This is a genomic window from Streptomyces sp. HUAS CB01, from assembly GCF_030406905.1.
GTDB classification, from domain to species: Bacteria; Actinomycetota; Actinomycetes; order Streptomycetales; family Streptomycetaceae; genus Streptomyces; species Streptomyces chengbuensis.
Genome location: NZ_CP129137.1, coordinates 5505076 through 5520723, shown reverse-complemented (window position 1 = coordinate 5520723; position 15648 = coordinate 5505076). Strand labels below are relative to the sequence as shown.

The following is a 15648-nucleotide window of genomic DNA, read 5'->3' as shown; positions in this document are numbered from 1 at the left end:
TCCGTGGCCGGGCGGACCCCATGCGGTGTGCTACTTGAAGGAGACCTCGGCGAAGTTCTCCTGCGTCAGCGGGGAGACCTTCGGCGGGTTGACGTTCTTGCCGAAGGCGATGGCCGGCGGCGAGGAGGACAGCGGCACGCCCGGCAGGTACTCCATGATGACCTCGTTGGCCTTCTTGTAGAGGTCCGTGCGCTTGGTCGGGTCGGCCTCGACGGAACCGGCCTTCACCGCGGCGAAGACCTTCGGGTCCTTGAAGCCCCACTGCTTGTCGTACTCGGCGAACCAGGTGCCGATGAAGTTGTAGCCGTCGTTGAAGTCACCGGTCCAGCCCAGCATGTGCAGCGAGCAGGAGCCGGCCTCGGTGGCGTCCAGGTAGTCCGGGGCCCACTTCATCGGCTTCGGGGTGACCTTGATGCCGGCCTTCTCCAGGTCGGCCTTGATCAGCTCGAAGATGTCCTGCGGGGCAGGCATGTACGGGCGGGTGACCTCGGTCGGGTAGCAGAAGTCGATCGACAGGCCGCTCGCACCGGCGGAGGCCAGCAGGGACTTGGCCTTGGCCGAGTCGAAGGGGTACTTCTTCACGTTCTCGGAGAAGCCGGCGACCGTGTCCGGCATGAACTGCGTCGCGACCTTGCCGCCCTCGGGCAGCTGGGTCTTGACCAGGTTCTCGCGGTCGATGGCGTGCGCGATGGCCTGACGCACGGCGGGCTTCTTCAGCGCCGGGTTCTTCTCCTGGGACATACCGAGGTAGAAGAGGTTGAAGACGTCACGGGTCGGCACGTTGAAGCCGGCTCCCTCAAGCGTCTTGATGTCGGCGGGCGCGACCAGGTCGTAACCGTCGATGTCACCGGCCTGCAGCGCCTGACGGCGGCCGTCCTCGGTGTCGATCGTGCGGAAGACCAGGTTCTTCACCTTGGCCTTCTCACCCCAGTAGTCGTCGAAGCGCTCCAGGGAGACTTCCTTGTTGCCCTTGTTCCACTTCGTGATCCGGTACGGGCCGGTACCGGCGACCGTGCCGGCCTCCTGGCTGTACTTGGGGTACGTGATGGCGTCGCCCTTGGCGGTCGCCTCCTGCTTCTCGTACTCCTTGAGCGCCTTCGGCGAGTGGATGGCGAGGGCCTGCAGCGAGAAGCCGCCGGGCAGGTTCGCGGAGGTCTCGTTGACCTCGATGACGGCGGTGCTGTCGTCCTTGGCGGTGCAGGACTTGTAGTTCGCCTTCGGCGTCTCCTTGTCCTCGTTCGCCTTGAAGCCGCCCATGATGGTCTGCCAGTAGTAGGAGACCGCGCTCGACTGGTAGGTGCCCTTCCAGTTGAACCAGTGGTCGTAGTTGGCGCAGACCGCGGCGGCGTTGAACGCCTCGCCGTCGTGGAACTTCACGTTCTTGCGGAGGTTGAACGTCCAGACCTTGCCGGTCGGGTCGCTCGACCACTTCTCCGCGAGACCTCCGACCAGCTTGCTGCCGCCGGACTCGTGCTCCAGCAGGGCCTCGAAGGCCTGACGGGTGACGCGGAAGGTCTCGCCGTCGCTCGCGAGGGCCGGGTCCAGGGAGCCCGGGTCACCCGGGGCACCGAAGACAAAGGTGTCCTTGTCGCCACCCTTGTCGCCGTCCTTGCCGCGCTCGCTCGCACAGCCCGTGGCGACGAGGCCGACGGCGACGGCCGCTGTGATCACTCTGACGGCTCTGGACTTGAATATTGGCATGGTCCACCCCTGGAATCCGCCTGTGGAGGAGGTCTTGACCGGCCGAACACTACAGACGAGTCCCGAACGGGAGAACAGTCCGCATAGCGGTGATGCACAGTCGAGACCCGGACACTCGCCAAAACGGTCCGATCCGGGACATCGGACCTCGTCCCGTTAACTTCCGGGACACACAGTGCCGTTGGCGCGCTGGGCGGAGACGGCCCCGGTGAGGGCCCCGGCGGGTCCTCGGCGGGTCCTCAGCGGGGGAACTGGGCGGGCGGGTATCCGTAGCCGGACTGCTGGGGCGGACCCGCGTGGGCCTCCCGGTCGTAGAACGGCCGGGCGTTGGCCCGCAGCCACATGGCGACCGGGTCGTACTCGTCGGACATCGCGACGGTCGACACCGGAAGACCGTCCGGGACGGCGGCGATCGACTGCTGCATCATGGCGCGCACCGACTCGACCGACTGCTGTCCCGTGTCGTAGAGATCGAGGCCGACGGCGAGGTACGGGGCGCCGAGGCTCGGCTGCACCCAGGCCCTGCGCAGGGAGCGGACCGCCGGCGTGCGGTGCGCGTTCTGTGTGAGCAGCGCGTAGAACTGGGGGATCTCGATGGCCGGTTCGGTCAGCCGCAGCGGCCCGGCCGGCATCCGGTCGAGGCCGGTGGCGATCCGGCGCAGATCGGGCCAGGGGATACCGACGCCGCCGCCCGGCGCGTGCGGGTTGAGCCAGATGCCCCAGCGGTCGGGGAAGAGGGCGCGGGCGATGTCGGCGCCGGCGACCACCTCGTGGGCCCTAGTCCAGCCCGAGGCGGAGAGTTCCTGCGGGGAGGTGACACAGGGGGCGTACCCGAGGCCGTCGACCTCCATGTTCCCGTACTGGGCGTCGGGGGATCCGGCCTGGCCGTGCCAGAGGAGCATCCACACCCGGCCGTCGGCGAGGGCCTGCAGCAGCGCCTCGTACGCGTCGTAGCGCCCGGGCGTCACCTGGCGCAGCATGTGCTCGACCTGCCCGGCCGCCGCGGTGCCTGACGCACTCACTCTGGGTCCCGCCCCTCTTCGATCCGCCGTTCCCTCGGGCCGCCCTGGGCACGCGAGTGCGGCGACCACGTCATCAAACCAGCTTAAGCGGCCGTACTGACACCAACTTGACGTCTACGCGTACTGCCGGGTGTAGAAGGGCCGGACCCGGGTCAGCATCCAGTCGCCCACGGGGTCCTGGGCGATGTCCAGCAGGACCAGGTTGACCGGCCACTTCACGGCGACCCGGCCGAGGGCGCGGCCGAGGGCGTCCATGGGGGCGTTGCGGTCGGGCCCCTCGAAGGCGGAGAGCTGGACGCCGACGAACAGGACCGGCGGGTCGCCCTCGATGCTGGCCAGGATCCTGCGCGCGGTCTGGACGACCCGGGTCGACTCGAACTCGCCGGCCGCGGCGGCGAGGAAGTCGACCGGCTCCTCCTGCCAGTCGGGCTCGAAGAGCCGGACCCGGCCGCCGCTCGCCCCTCCCCCGTAGCCTCCGGCCCGGGAGGCGCCCCCGAGCGGCGCGCGGCCCTCCCGGCACAGCTCCGCGACGGCGGGCGGCGGCAGCGGTACGCCGACGGCGCCGCCGGGGTTCACGGCGATGCCGAGCTGCGGGGGCAGACCCCGGGCGAACTCGACGGCGGGGGCGACGGTGCCGGACATGTGGTCGCCCGCGCCGAGGCGGAACTGCTCCTGGGAGCTGAAGACGGGGACGTAGGGGGCGCCGTCGATCTCCATCGTCGGCAGGTCGAGGCCGGCGCTGTCGGGCCCGCCGCCGTTGGGCAGCGGCACCCAGACGGCGCTCCGCCCCAGCACCTCCACGAGCCGCGCCCCGGCCGAGGGGTTCCCGACCGATGCGGCCAGCACCTCTTCGAGCTCATTGGCGGGCCATGTCGTGTCCACTGTGATCCCTGCTCCCCCCGTCGGCCCCGGGGCCGGCCGCGACGTCCTGCGAAGCAGGGTAGCGGCCGCGACGGTGGCGACGCGCTCGCGGCCGGGGGCTGCGGGCCGCGACGGGTCGCCACGGGTCGCCACGGGTCGCGACCCGGCGGCGATCCGAGGGGCGGGACGCGGGGGTCGCCACGGGTCGCGGTCGGAGGCGGGACGCGGGACGACGGCAGGTGTGGGCGCAAGGGCGGGGCGCGCGGTATCGCCAGGGGCGGGTGCGGGGCACGGCAGGACGGCGGGCGGGCCTCACAGGCCCCACGGCCGGGGGGCCGGGGCCCGCCTGGCGCCACGGCCGGGTCCGGAGCGCGGGAGGTACGAGCCGGCGACAGCCGCCGGGCGGCCCCCACGGGCAGCCCAGGCCGTCAGCCAGCCAGGCGCGGGCGACGGTCGAGCACCGGGGTCAGAGCCCCCGCCGGGCGAACCCTGCACGGGCCCCTCGGCGGGGGGCCGGGGCCCGCCTGGCGCCGCGGGCTGCTCCGGACCGCGCGAGCTGAGCCAGGGCGGACGGGCACCGGGTGGGAGCACCCCGGCAGCAGGGCCTCAGCCGGGAACGGCTCGCCCGGCTCCGTCCCGGGGCGCGGCATCAACGACGGCGAGCGCGAGCCGACGGCGAAGCGGGAGGTACGGGCCGGCGACGGCCCGGGCGGCCCCCACGGGCAGCCCAGGCCGGCAGCCGGGCACGGGCGACGGCGGAGCGCCGGGGGGAGGCTGCCGACACCCACCCGGCGGGCCCCACGGATGCCCCGGACCGGGACGGAAGCCACCCGGGCACGGGCGTCGGCAGAGCGGCGGGTACGGGTCGAGGGCGGGCCCGGCGGGGCGCACGGCCGCCAGGCCGCGGACGGGGCCCGGGGCGAGGGCAGCCCGGCGCGGGGTTCGGTCCGGCGCGCAGCCGGGCCCGGCGCCCACATCCGCGCGCCCCCGCCTTCTCAGGACGTGTCGCCGAAACCGATCCGGGTCAGCGCCGATGCCGCCGCACGGTCCAGCAGGGTCGCGGAGGCGCAGCCCGCGGGGAGGTGACCGCGTTCGGCGGCGTGCAGGAGATGGGAGACCGCTCGCCGGTGGCGGGCGAAGGCGTAGCCGGAGACGCCGCGGCCGCGCTCGCGCTGGCCCGCGCGGGCGGTTTCCGGGGTGACGTCCAGCAGGAGCAGATGGAGGCCGCGCCCCCGTCTGCGGGCCTCGCGGGCCATCCAGCGCCGGACCCACGACTGGGTGCCGCAGTCGTGCACGATCACGCTCTCCCCGGAGCGCAGCGCCCGCCGCAGCCCCGCGTAGTGCGCCAGACGGACGAGCGGGCGGTAGAGGGCGTACGGCACGGCGCGGGGCATCCTCCGGTCCCAGCGGTCCCGGGTGTCCTGGGAGTCGATCCCGCCGCCCTCGGCGGCCCGCCGGATGAGCGTGGACTTGCCGCTGCCGGGCAGCCCGGAGATCACGACCACGTCACCGCGGCGGAACACCAGGGCACGCGGGCCGCGCCCCTCGCGTCCCCGCAGGTCACGCACGACGGGCTGGGCCGCGGTGAGGCCGATGGACAGGCCGCGCCCGGTGGCCCCGGGTGCTCGCCCGGGGATTCGGGGCCGGCCGGGCACCCCTGCGGTCGCCGGATACGCACCGGACTGCTGCAACGTCATCAACTCACTCTCCCCCTGTCGGGTCTCCGAGACCCTGCCCAAGAAGCTTAAAGAAAAGGTAATGACCAACAAGTGATTTGCCGACGAGAGCGCCCGTGCAATGATGTCCGCGCAAACTGCATACCGGCCGCTTGAATCCGCGCGGGAGAGTCCTGGCCACTGTGTGGGCCGGGCGCCGAAGGAGCAAGTCCCTCCCTTGAATCTCTCAGGCCCCGTACCGCGCGCGACGAGGCAGATCTGAAAAGCGAGCCGCAGCTCCTGCGGTTCCACCCAAGGTGCAAGTCGCGTCCTGCGCGTAGGTCCGCTACGTGTGGTCGTGATGAACCTCTCAGGTTTCGATGACAGATGGGGAGGATCGTCCTCGCCAGTCATGCCCTGGGAGCCCCATCCATGAGCAACGCCCCCCGTCTCACCGCCCTCGATGCCCTGCATCGCTCGCTGGGCGCGACCATGACCGACTTCGCCGGCTGGGACATGCCGCTGCGGTACGCGAGCGAGCGCGACGAGCACAACGCCGTCCGCACGAAGGCCGGTCTCTTCGACCTCTCCCACATGGGCGAGATCACCGTCACCGGGCCGCAGGCCGCCGCCCTGCTGGACTACGCGCTGGTCGGCAACATCGGCGGCGTCGCCACCGGCCGCGCGCGCTACACGATGATCTGCCAGGAGGACGGCGGCATCCTCGACGACCTGATCGTGTACCGCCTCGGCGACACGGAGTACATGGTCGTCGCCAACGCGTCCAACGCGCAGATCGTCCTCGACGCCCTCACGGAGCGCGCCGAGGGCTTCGACGCCGCTGTACGCGACGACCGTGACGCATATGCGCTCATCGCCGTACAGGGCCCCGAGTCACCCGGCATCCTCAAGTCGCTCACCGACGCCGACCTGGACGGACTGAAGTACTACGCCGGCCTCCCCGGCACCGTGGCAGGCGTCCCCGCCCTGATCGCCCGGACCGGCTACACCGGCGAGGACGGCTTCGAGCTGTTCGTCGAACCCCGTCACGCGGAGACCCTGTGGAAGGCGCTGACCGAGGCCGGCGCCCCGGCCGGTCTCGTACCGTGCGGCCTGTCCTGCCGTGACACGCTGCGCCTGGAGGCGGGCATGCCGCTGTACGGGCACGAGCTGACCACGTCGCTCACCCCCTTCGACGCCGGTCTGGGCCGGGTCGTGAAGTTCGAGAAGGAGGGCGACTTCGTCGGCCGCAAGGCCCTGGAGGCCGCCGCCGGGCGCGCCGCCGCGAACCCGCCGCGCAAGCTGGTCGGCCTGGTCGCCCAGGGCCGCCGGGTGCCGCGGGCCGGGATGGCGGTCGTCGCCGGCGGCGAGGTCGTCGGCGAGGTCACCTCCGGCGCCCCGTCGCCGACCCTCGGCAAGCCGCTCGCCATCGCCTACGTGGACGCCGCGCACGCCACGCCCGGCACCGAGGGCGTCGGCGTCGACATCCGCGGTACTCATGAGCCGTACGAGGTCGTGGCGCTCCCCTTCTACAAGCGCCAGAAGTAGTCACTCCGGCATCCCCCATCAGCAGCACTTCCTCGCGTACAGGAGAATTCAGGTCATGAGCAACCCCCAGCAGCTGCGCTACAGCAAGGAGCACGAGTGGCTGTCGGCCGCCGAGGACGGCGTCTCGACGGTCGGCATCACGGAGCACGCGGCGAACGCCCTCGGCGACGTCGTGTACGTCCAGCTCCCGGAGGTCGGTGACACGGTGACCGCGGGCGAGACCTGCGGCGAGCTGGAGTCGACCAAGTCGGTCAGCGACCTGTACTCCCCGGTGACGGGTGAGGTCGTCGAGGCCAACCAGGACGTCGTGGACGACCCGTCGCTGGTGAACTCCGCCCCGTTCGAGGGCGGCTGGCTGTTCAAGGTGCGGGTCGCGGAGGAGCCGAAGGACCTGCTCTCCGCCGCCGAGTACACCGATTTCGCCAGCTGACCAGGACTCGACCCTAGGGATCGCGTGATGTCGCTTCTCAACACCCCTCTCCACGAGCTCGACCCGGACGTCGCCGCCGCCGTCGACGCCGAGCTCCACCGTCAGCAGTCCACCCTGGAAATGATCGCGTCGGAGAACTTCGCTCCGGTCGCCGTCATGGAGGCGCAGGGCTCCGTCCTCACCAACAAGTACGCCGAGGGCTACCCCGGCCGCCGCTACTACGGCGGCTGTGAGCACGTCGATGTCGTCGAGCAGATCGCCATCGACCGCATCAAGGAGCTGTTCGGCGCCGAGCACGCGAACGTCCAGCCGCACTCGGGCGCCCAGGCGAACGCGGCGGCGATGTTCGCGCTGCTCAAGCCGGGCGACACGATCATGGGTCTGAACCTCGCCCACGGCGGGCACCTGACCCACGGCATGAAGATCAACTTCTCCGGCAAGCTCTACAACGTGGTCGCCTACCACGTGGACGACGCCACCGGCCAGGTCGACATGGCCGAGGTCGAGCGGCTCGCCAAGGAGTCCAAGCCGAAGCTGATCGTGGCCGGCTGGTCGGCGTACCCGCGTCAGCTGGACTTCGCCGCGTTCCGGCGGATCGCGGACGAGGTCGGCGCCTACCTGATGGTCGACATGGCGCACTTCGCGGGTCTCGTGGCCGCCGGGCTGCACCCGAACCCGGTGCCGCACGCCCATGTCGTGACCACGACCACCCACAAGACGCTGGGCGGTCCGCGCGGCGGCGTGATCCTGTCCACCGCCGAGCTCGCCAAGAAGATCAACTCCGCGGTGTTCCCGGGTCAGCAGGGCGGCCCGCTGGAGCACGTGATCGCCGCCAAGGCGGTCTCCTTCAAGGTCGCGGCCTCGGAGGAGTTCAAGGAGCGCCAGGAGCGCACCCTGGAGGGCGCGAAGATCATCGCCGAGCGCCTGGTGCAGGACGACGTCAAGCAGGTGGGCGTCTCCGTGCTGTCCGGCGGTACGGACGTGCACCTGGTGCTGGTGGACCTGCGGCACTCGGAGCTGGACGGTCAGCAGGCCGAGGACCGGCTCCACGAGGTCGGCATCACCGTCAACCGCAACGCGATCCCGAACGACCCCCGCCCGCCGATGGTCACCTCGGGTCTGCGGATCGGCACGCCGGCTCTCGCCACCCGCGGCTTCCGGGCCGAGGACTTCCGCGAGGTCGCCGACGTCATCGCCGAGGTGCTCAAGCCCTCGTACGATGCGGACGCCCTCGGGGCCCGCGTCTCGGCGCTCGCCGCGAAGCACCCCCTTTACCCTGGTCTGTAAGCAGACCTGAGCACGACCGACGGGGCACCGCGCACACCGGACGGTGAGTGCGGTGCCCCGCACCGTGCACCCGGCGCACACCCGCGCCTTCCTGCCCGGCCCGACGGCCGGGTTCCGGCCCGCGGCACAGCCGCACAGGGACACCGCGTCCCCCGGGAAAGCACAGCCATCCCACAAGGAGTACCCCCGTGGCCATCTCGGTCTTCGACCTGTTCTCGATCGGCATCGGGCCGTCCAGCTCCCACACGGTCGGCCCCATGAGGGCGGCCGCCATGTTCGCCCGCCGGCTGAAGAACGAGGGCATGCTGGCCCACACCGCGGCGATACGCGCGGAGCTGTACGGCTCGCTGGGCGCGACCGGCCACGGCCACGGCACCCCCAAGGCGGTCCTGCTGGGCCTGGAGGGCAGCTCGCCCCGGACGGTCGACGTCGAGACCGCCGACGAGGAGGTCGAGCGGATCAGGAGCGACAAGCGGATCAAGCTCCTCGGGGCGCACGAGATCGACTTCGACTTCGACGAGGACCTCGTCCTGCACCGCCGCAAGGCGCTCCCGTACCACGCGAACGGCATGACCCTGTGGGCGTACGACGCCGAGGGCGGGACGCTGCTGGAGAAGACGTACTACTCGGTGGGCGGCGGCTTCGTCGTCGACGAGGACGCGGTGGCCGGCGAGAACCCGATCGTGCCGGACGACACCGTGCTGAAGTACCCGTTCCGCACGGGTGACGAGCTGCTGCGGCTCTCCCGCGAGACGGGGCTGTCGATCTCCTCGCTGATGCTGGAGAACGAGAAGGCCTGGCGCACCGAGGACGAGATCCGCGAGGGGCTGCTGGACATCTGGCGGGTCATGCAGGCCTGCGTCTCGCGCGGCATGTCCCGCGAGGGCATCCTCCCGGGCGGGCTGAAGGTCCGCCGCCGCGCCGCCACCACCGCGCGCAAGCTGCGCTCCGAGGGCGACCCGCAGGCGCTGGCGATGGAGTGGATCACGCTCTACGCGATGGCCGTGAACGAGGAGAACGCGGCAGGCGGCCGTGTCGTGACGGCCCCGACGAACGGCGCAGCGGGCATCATCCCGGCGGTCCTGCACTACTACATGAACTTCGTTCCCGGAGCCGACGAGGAGGGCGTGGTCCGCTTCCTGCTCGCGGCCGGCGCGATCGGCATGCTCTTCAAGGAGAACGCCTCGATCTCCGGCGCCGAGGTCGGCTGCCAGGGCGAGGTCGGCTCGGCCTGCTCGATGGCGGCGGGCGCGCTCGCCGAGGTGATGGGCGGCTCCCCGGAGCAGGTGGAGAACGCCGCGGAGATCGGCATGGAGCACAACCTGGGCCTCACCTGCGACCCGGTCGGCGGCCTCGTCCAGATCCCCTGCATCGAGCGCAACGGCATGGCCGCGGTGAAGGCCGTCACCGCCGCCCGTATGGCCCTGCGCGGCGACGGCAGCCACAAGGTCTCCCTCGACAAGGTCATCAAGACCATGAAGGACACCGGCGCGGACATGTCGGTCAAGTACAAGGAGACGGCGCGCGGCGGGCTCGCGGTGAACATCATCGAGTGCTGAGCGCGCGGCGGAGACAGGGAAGGCCCCCGGCTCTGCCGGGGGCCTTCGTCGTACCCGGTGCGCCGTCCGCGGTCCGGGTACGGCGGTGTCAGGCCTGGTTCAGCGCGGCCCAGAACTCGTCGAAGGTCAGCAGACCGTCGCCGTTGCCGTCCTTGGTCCTGATGACGGCCTCGGCGACCGTCTCGGTCACGTGGAAGTCGCCCAGCTGCGCCATGGCGCTCTTGTACTCGGCGGCCGAGATCAGCCCGTCGCCGTTCAGGTCGAATCGATCGAAGGCCTTGCGTGCCGACTCGATGTCCGCCACAGATCCACCCCTTCTTGGTGCATTACTGACGCAGGCCAGATTATCGGCGGGGGCGGCGATCCGGGTGCCGGGGGCCGTCGGGGACGATGGGGGCATGAGCGACGCGGTGGCACGGATCCTGGAGGCGGCGGCGCGGGGCGAGTTCCCGCCGCCGGACGGCGGCACCACGATCGTTCCCCAGCCCAGTGGCCGGGACGCCGGTGTGCTGGCCTTCACCGCGCACTCGGTGGTGTTCACGGACGAGGACCCGGCATGGGTGCGCGAGGCGCTGACCGCGGCCGCGAGCGACCCGCTCGCGGCGAGCATGAACCCCGGCTTCCTGCACGCGCTGATGACGAGGACAGGCCGCTCGATGAACACCATCGACCTGCTCACGGTCGCCGCCGCCCGGCCCGGCGAACCCGAACTGGAGCTGCGGGAGATCGCCGATCCGGACCATCCCCGGGTGGCACGGGCGCTGAAGTTCCGTGACGACGTGCGGGTGTGGGCCGCGGACGGCGGTGTGCTGGTCCTGGGCCGGGGCGTGGCCGGGCGGTGGGAGGCCGCGATCGAGGTCGACCTGGCGGCGCGCGGCGCCGGACTGGGGGTGCGACTCGCCGTCGCGGCACGCCATCTGGTGCCCGGCACGCACGTCTGGGCCCAGCAGTCGCCCGGGAACGCCCGCAGCGTACGGACGTTCCAGCAGGCGGGCTACCGGCCGGTGGGCTCGGAGGCCCTGCTCGTGGCCGGGTGACCGCGGCGCACCGGGTCAGCGGAAGACGCCGGTGTGCCCCAGGGAGTAGCGGCCGGGCTGGGGGTAGACGGCGAGGCCGTGGGGGCCGCTGCCGACGGGGATGCGGGCGAGCTGTTCCCCGGTCGTGGTGTCGATCGCGTACACCTCGGAGTGGTAGCGCCCGGACAGCCACAGCACCCTGCCGTCGGCGGAGACACCGCCCATGTCCGGGGAACCCCCGTTCGGCAGCCGCCACTTCTTCGTCAGCCGGTCCTGGGTGAAGTCGAAGACCGAGACCGAGCCCTCGCCCCGGTTGGTGACGTACATCTCCCGGGAGTCGCGGCTGACGTACAGGCCGTGGCAGCCCTTGCCGGTGGGCAGCAGGTTCGGTGTGGTGAACCGGTCGCCGTCGAGCACCCACATGCCGTCGGCGACCATGTCCGCGACGTAGAAGGTCCTGCCGTCCGGCGAGAGCTTCACGTCCTGCGGCATGGCGCCGCCGAACGGCAGTTTCTGCTGGCCGATCACCTCCATGCTCTCCGTGTCGACCTTGAGCAGTTCGCCGGAGAACTCGCAGGAGACGATGAAGTACCGGCCGTCCGCGGAGAAGTCCGCGTGGTTGACGCCGTAGCAGGTGACCGGCGTGGTCTTGAGGGTGCGCATGGTGTGCGGGTCGCGGAAGACCAGCTCCCGGTCCATGGAGGCCATGACGACCGCGTAGCGGCCGTTGGGCGTGAAGTAGAGGTTGTACGGGTCGTGGACGTCCACCGGCCGGCCGGCGACCCCGGTGGCCGGGTCGATGGGGGTGAGGGTGTGGCCCCTGTTGTTGTTCACCCACAGGGTCCTCAGGTCCCAGGAGGGGACGACGTGCTGCGGCTGGACGCCCACCGGGATCGTCTCGACGACGGTGAAGGTGGCCGGGTCGATGACCGAGACGGTGTTGGAGTTGGTGTTGGGCACGTAGACCCGGGACGGGAAGTCCCGCACGACCGGTGAGAGCCGGCCGGGACGGTCGGCGGCGTAGACGTCCCTGGGGTCGAGGAGCGGCGGCATGCCGGGCAGCCCCATGGGTACGCCGGCGTCCCGTGTGCGGACCGGCGGCGTGGTCCGTGCCCCCTGCTTCTCGGTGGACGCCTCGCAGCCGGCGCCGAGGGCCGCGAGCAGGGCGGTCGCGAGGAGCGGCAGGGATCGCTTGGTGAGGTGCAGCATCAGTCGGCAGCTCCGTGGTCGGCACCTTCGGCACCGCGGGCGATCCGTGCCCGCGCGGCAGGTGCGATGCCGACGAAAAATAACGACGGGCATGATTCGGGCCCGTTGTCCGACACACGCCGAGACATCCCCGACTCGAAGGTTCACTCAGTCGGCCCCATATTTATTCATCGTTTGCCAGGCAGGTGGCCGAGTTCACCTTTGATTCAATGTTGCATTGCACCTGAATGCACAAATTTGCCCGAAATGCCGCCTTGGCGGATGGCCGGATGTCTGCCATAGTCGGTCGCACGACCCCCATTGACCCGGGCCAGGTCGTCCAGAAGAGCGGCAGCGCGGATACACCCCACCCCGTCCACGCCCGCACCCACACGGAGCCCCCTCGGTGCCACGACGGCACAGGGGGTCTTCGTGCTTCCCGGCCTCGGAGGCCCGCGGGCCGCAGCCGGCGGGCACCGCGGGAAGAGGCCCTCAGCGGTCGGCGATGCGCATCTCGAACCAGGTGGTCTTGCCGCGCGGGAGCAGATCCACACCCCACCTGTCGGAGAGCTTGTCGACCAGGAAGAGCCCGCGTCCGCTGGTGTCGAGCTCATGGACCGGCAGCAGACAGGGCAGCCCGCGCGAGGGGTCCCGCACCTCGATGCGGATCCAGCCGCGCCGGCGCAGCATCCGGAGCCCGAACACCCGCGCCCCGGTGTGCCGCACCGCGTTGCCCACGAGCTCGGAGACCAGCAGGATCGCGTGCTCGGCGGTCTGCGGCGAGAGCGCCCACTGACGGAGCACCACACACTGCGTCAGCCTGCGTGCGGTGGCCGCGGATTCGGGGCGCGACGGCAGTTCGACCTCGCCCTCCGTCGGATTGCCGAACAGCTCGACGGCCTCGAGCGCCCGCTCGTCGTCGACTGCCGGCGTCCACCGCGCGGCGGTCGCACCGCCGCGCGCCCGCGGTTGTTCCACACCTTCCAGCCCCGCCATGCCCCCCATCATGGCCGCCCGGACGACCTCCCGTGACCGTTCCGGAGGAATCGGTACCCCGGGGAACAGGGCCCCGGGGTACCGATTTGGCATATGCCTACGGCATTCGGAGGGTCCTCACAGCCCAACTGACCTGCGGTGACGCACCGCTTACACATGATCGCCAAGAGCGGCGACCGGCGGCGCCTCAAGGTTCCCTCAAGGTTCGATCAAGGCACTCGCGAGGTTGACGCAAGGGGCTACGGTGTCCAATCCCGCTCCCCTCGGGGGCAGTTCAGACGAACTTGGCCTTGCCCGGGCCCTCCTCGACGAAGCTCCGCATGCCCCGCTCGCGGTCCTCGGTCGCGAACAGGCCCGCGAACCAGTTGCGTTCGATCGCCAGGCCCGTGTCGATGTCCGTCTCGAGTCCGGCGTCGACGGACTCCTTGGCCGCCCGCAGCGCCAGCGCCGGCCCCTGGGCCAGCTTCGCGGCCCAGGCGTGCGCCTGCCCGTGGACCTCGGCGGCCGGTACGACCCGGTCGACCAGCCCGATGGCCAGCGCCTCGTCGGCCTTCACATGGCGGCCGGTGAAGATGAGGTCCTTGGCCTTGGACGGGCCCACGAGCCGGGCCAGCCGCTGGGTGCCGCCCGCGCCCGGGATCAGCCCGAGCAGGATCTCCGGCTGGCCCAGCCGGGCGTTGTCCGCCGCGATCCGGTAGTCGGCGCACAGCGCCAGTTCGCAGCCGCCGCCGAGGGCGTAGCCGGTCACGGCCGCGACGACGGGCTTGGGGATGCGGGCGACGGCGGTGAACGAGTCCTGCAGGGCCTTCGACCGCTTCACCATCGCGGTGTGGTCCATCACCTGCATCTCCTTGATGTCCGCGCCCGCCGCGAACACCTTCTCCCCGCCGTAGAGGACCACGGCCCGCACGTCGTCGCGGTCGGTCGCCTCGGCGGCCAGTTCGCGCAGCCGGTCCTGGGTGGCGATGTCCAGGGCGTTCATCGGGGGGCGGTCCAGGCGGATGGTGCCGACGCCTTCGGAGACTTCGAGAGTGACTGTCATACGGGGAGGTTAGCCCCCGTTAACGCCGAGGGGCCCGGTGCCGTCCGTCACAGCGCCGGGCCCTCGTCGTGTCGTCGCGGGACTACTCGGTCCACTCCGCCCAGGACATGTTCCAGCCGTTCAGGCCGTTGTCCGGGGCGATCTGCTTGTCCTTGGAGTTCTTCACGACGACCACGTCGCCGATGATCGAGTTGTTGTACATCCAGGCCGCCGGCGTACCGCTGTCGTAGGCACCGCGCACGTCACGCAGACCGACGCAGCCGTGGCTGACGTTCGCCGAGCCGAAGGTGCCGCGGGAGGCCCAGTAGTTGCCGTGCATGAACGTGCCGGACGTCGACAGGCGCATCGCGTGTGGCACGTCCTTGATGTCGTACTCGCCGCCGAAGCCCACGGTGGCGCCGTTCATCCGCGTCACCTTGTACTTCTCGCTGATGACCATCTGGCCGTTGTACGTCGTGGTCGACGGGGCGCCCGCGGTGATCGGGATCGTCTTCACGAGCTTGCCGTCGCGCACGACCTTCATGGTGTGGGCCTTCGCGTCGACCGTGGAGACCTGGCTGCGGCCGATGGTGAAGGAGACCGTCTTGGCCTGCTTGCCGTACACACCGGGCCGGCCCTCGACGCCGTCCAGGTTGAGCCGGACCGTCACCTTGGTGCCCGCCGCCCAGTACTTCTCGGGACGGAAGTCCAGGCGGTCGTTGCCGAACCAGTGGCCCTCGACCGGCACCGCCGGCTCGGCGGTGACCTTGATGGCCTTCTCGACGGCCTCGGGGTTGGTGATGCCGCGGGTGAAGTTGATGGAGACGGGCATGCCGACGCCGACCGTGGAACCGTTCTCGGGGGTGTAGTGGCCCACGAAGGTGTTCTTGGGGACGAGGGTGGTGAAGGTCGTGTCCTTCGCGGACTCACGGCCCTCGGAGTCCTTGGCGACCGCGTGCACCTTGTACTTGGTCGCCGAGGCGAGGTGCTGCAGCGGCTCCCAGCTCGCGCCGCCGGCGGCGATCTTCCCCTCGACCGCGTTGCCCTTGTCGTCCTTGACGGCGACCTCGGTCAGCTTGCCCTTGTCGGCGCTGACCTTGAGCGCGCCGCTCGTGGCGACCGACTTCGCGCCGTCCTTGGGCGCGATGGTCACGACCGCCTGCGAGGCGGCCGTGCCGACCTTGCCGCCGTCCTTGGCGCCCTTGTCGCCCCCGCTCGCGCGGTCGGAGTCGTCGCCGCCCCCGCAGGCGGACACCAACAGCAGCATCGCGCCCATGGCGAGGGCCGGCAGCGCGGTGCGTCCGCGTCGCCGGCCCGTCCGGACCGATGCCCCCGATATCGGCTGCCCGTTCACGATCAGTTGT

The 15648-nt window shown here is 71.1% G+C and carries 14 protein-coding genes and 1 riboswitch; of the genes, 5 read left to right on the top strand and 9 right to left on the bottom strand.

Going from position 1 to position 15648, the window contains the following annotated elements; translation table 11 throughout:
- Nucleotides 1–30: 30 nt before the first annotated feature.
- The 4 genes from QRN89_RS24465 to QRN89_RS24450 all read right to left on the bottom strand — a co-directional run bounded on the left by QRN89_RS24465 (nucleotide 31) and on the right by QRN89_RS24450 (nucleotide 5281).
- Nucleotides 31–1701 carry an ABC transporter substrate-binding protein gene (locus tag QRN89_RS24465; RefSeq protein ID WP_290351530.1) on the bottom strand — a complete coding sequence of 557 codons (1671 nt, stop codon included), beginning with the start codon at nucleotides 1699–1701 and terminating at the stop codon, nucleotides 31–33.
- A gap of 239 nt (nucleotides 1702–1940) precedes the next feature.
- Nucleotides 1941–2723: an enhanced serine sensitivity protein SseB C-terminal domain-containing protein gene (locus QRN89_RS24460; protein ID WP_290351529.1), complete on the bottom strand. Its 783-nt coding sequence runs from the start codon at nucleotides 2721–2723 to the stop codon at nucleotides 1941–1943.
- Between the two features lie 114 nt (nucleotides 2724–2837).
- Complete coding sequence (locus QRN89_RS24455) at nucleotides 2838–3605, bottom strand: enhanced serine sensitivity protein SseB (protein ID WP_290351528.1); 768 nt, start codon at nucleotides 3603–3605, stop codon at nucleotides 2838–2840.
- Between the two features lie 974 nt (nucleotides 3606–4579).
- Nucleotides 4580–5281, bottom strand: coding sequence for an AAA family ATPase (locus QRN89_RS24450; RefSeq protein WP_290351527.1), 702 nt, complete (start codon nucleotides 5279–5281; stop codon nucleotides 4580–4582).
- 132 nt (nucleotides 5282–5413) lie between these two features.
- Nucleotides 5414–5511: riboswitch (glycine riboswitch) on the top strand.
- Nucleotides 5512–5671: 160 nt separating this feature from the next.
- On the opposite strand from QRN89_RS24450, the gene gcvT reads away from it, so the two are divergent.
- The 4 genes from gcvT (at nucleotide 5672) to QRN89_RS24430 (ending at nucleotide 10063) form a co-directional block, all read left to right on the top strand.
- Nucleotides 5672–6787, top strand: coding sequence for a glycine cleavage system aminomethyltransferase GcvT (gene gcvT / locus QRN89_RS24445; protein WP_290351526.1), 1116 nt, complete (start codon nucleotides 5672–5674; stop codon nucleotides 6785–6787).
- A 55-nt stretch (nucleotides 6788–6842) separates the two neighbouring features.
- Complete coding sequence (gcvH, locus tag QRN89_RS24440) at nucleotides 6843–7217, top strand: glycine cleavage system protein GcvH (RefSeq protein ID WP_093653449.1); 375 nt, start codon at nucleotides 6843–6845, stop codon at nucleotides 7215–7217.
- A 27-nt stretch (nucleotides 7218–7244) separates the two neighbouring features.
- Complete coding sequence (gene glyA / locus QRN89_RS24435) at nucleotides 7245–8504, top strand: serine hydroxymethyltransferase (RefSeq protein WP_290351525.1); 1260 nt, start codon at nucleotides 7245–7247, stop codon at nucleotides 8502–8504.
- Between the two features lie 188 nt (nucleotides 8505–8692).
- Complete coding sequence (locus tag QRN89_RS24430) at nucleotides 8693–10063, top strand: L-serine ammonia-lyase (protein ID WP_290351524.1); 1371 nt, start codon at nucleotides 8693–8695, stop codon at nucleotides 10061–10063.
- Nucleotides 10064–10151: 88 nt separating this feature from the next.
- On the opposite strand, the gene QRN89_RS24425 is transcribed toward QRN89_RS24430, so the two are convergent.
- On the bottom strand, nucleotides 10152–10367 hold the full coding sequence (locus tag QRN89_RS24425; RefSeq protein ID WP_290351523.1) for an EF-hand domain-containing protein: 216 nt from the start codon (nucleotides 10365–10367) through the stop codon (nucleotides 10152–10154).
- A 94-nt stretch (nucleotides 10368–10461) separates the two neighbouring features.
- Between QRN89_RS24425 and QRN89_RS24420 the strand changes: the two genes are divergently transcribed.
- Nucleotides 10462–11100 carry a GNAT family N-acetyltransferase gene (locus QRN89_RS24420; protein WP_290351522.1) on the top strand — a complete coding sequence of 213 codons (639 nt, stop codon included), beginning with the start codon at nucleotides 10462–10464 and terminating at the stop codon, nucleotides 11098–11100.
- Nucleotides 11101–11115: 15 nt separating this feature from the next.
- On the opposite strand, the gene QRN89_RS24415 is transcribed toward QRN89_RS24420, so the two are convergent.
- The 4 genes from QRN89_RS24415 to QRN89_RS24400 all read right to left on the bottom strand — a co-directional run bounded on the left by QRN89_RS24415 (nucleotide 11116) and on the right by QRN89_RS24400 (nucleotide 15638).
- Nucleotides 11116–12288, bottom strand: a complete 1173-nt coding sequence (locus tag QRN89_RS24415; protein ID WP_290351521.1) for a YncE family protein — start codon at nucleotides 12286–12288, stop codon at nucleotides 11116–11118.
- A gap of 471 nt (nucleotides 12289–12759) precedes the next feature.
- Nucleotides 12760–13275: an ATP-binding protein gene (locus QRN89_RS24410; protein ID WP_290351520.1), complete on the bottom strand. Its 516-nt coding sequence runs from the start codon at nucleotides 13273–13275 to the stop codon at nucleotides 12760–12762.
- A gap of 262 nt (nucleotides 13276–13537) precedes the next feature.
- Nucleotides 13538–14305, bottom strand: a complete 768-nt coding sequence (locus tag QRN89_RS24405; protein ID WP_290351519.1) for an enoyl-CoA hydratase/isomerase family protein — start codon at nucleotides 14303–14305, stop codon at nucleotides 13538–13540.
- Between the two features lie 82 nt (nucleotides 14306–14387).
- Nucleotides 14388–15638 (bottom strand): L,D-transpeptidase, encoded by a 1251-nt coding sequence (locus QRN89_RS24400; protein WP_290351518.1) that lies wholly within the window; start codon nucleotides 15636–15638, stop codon nucleotides 14388–14390.
- Between the last annotated feature and the right edge of the window lie 10 nt (nucleotides 15639–15648).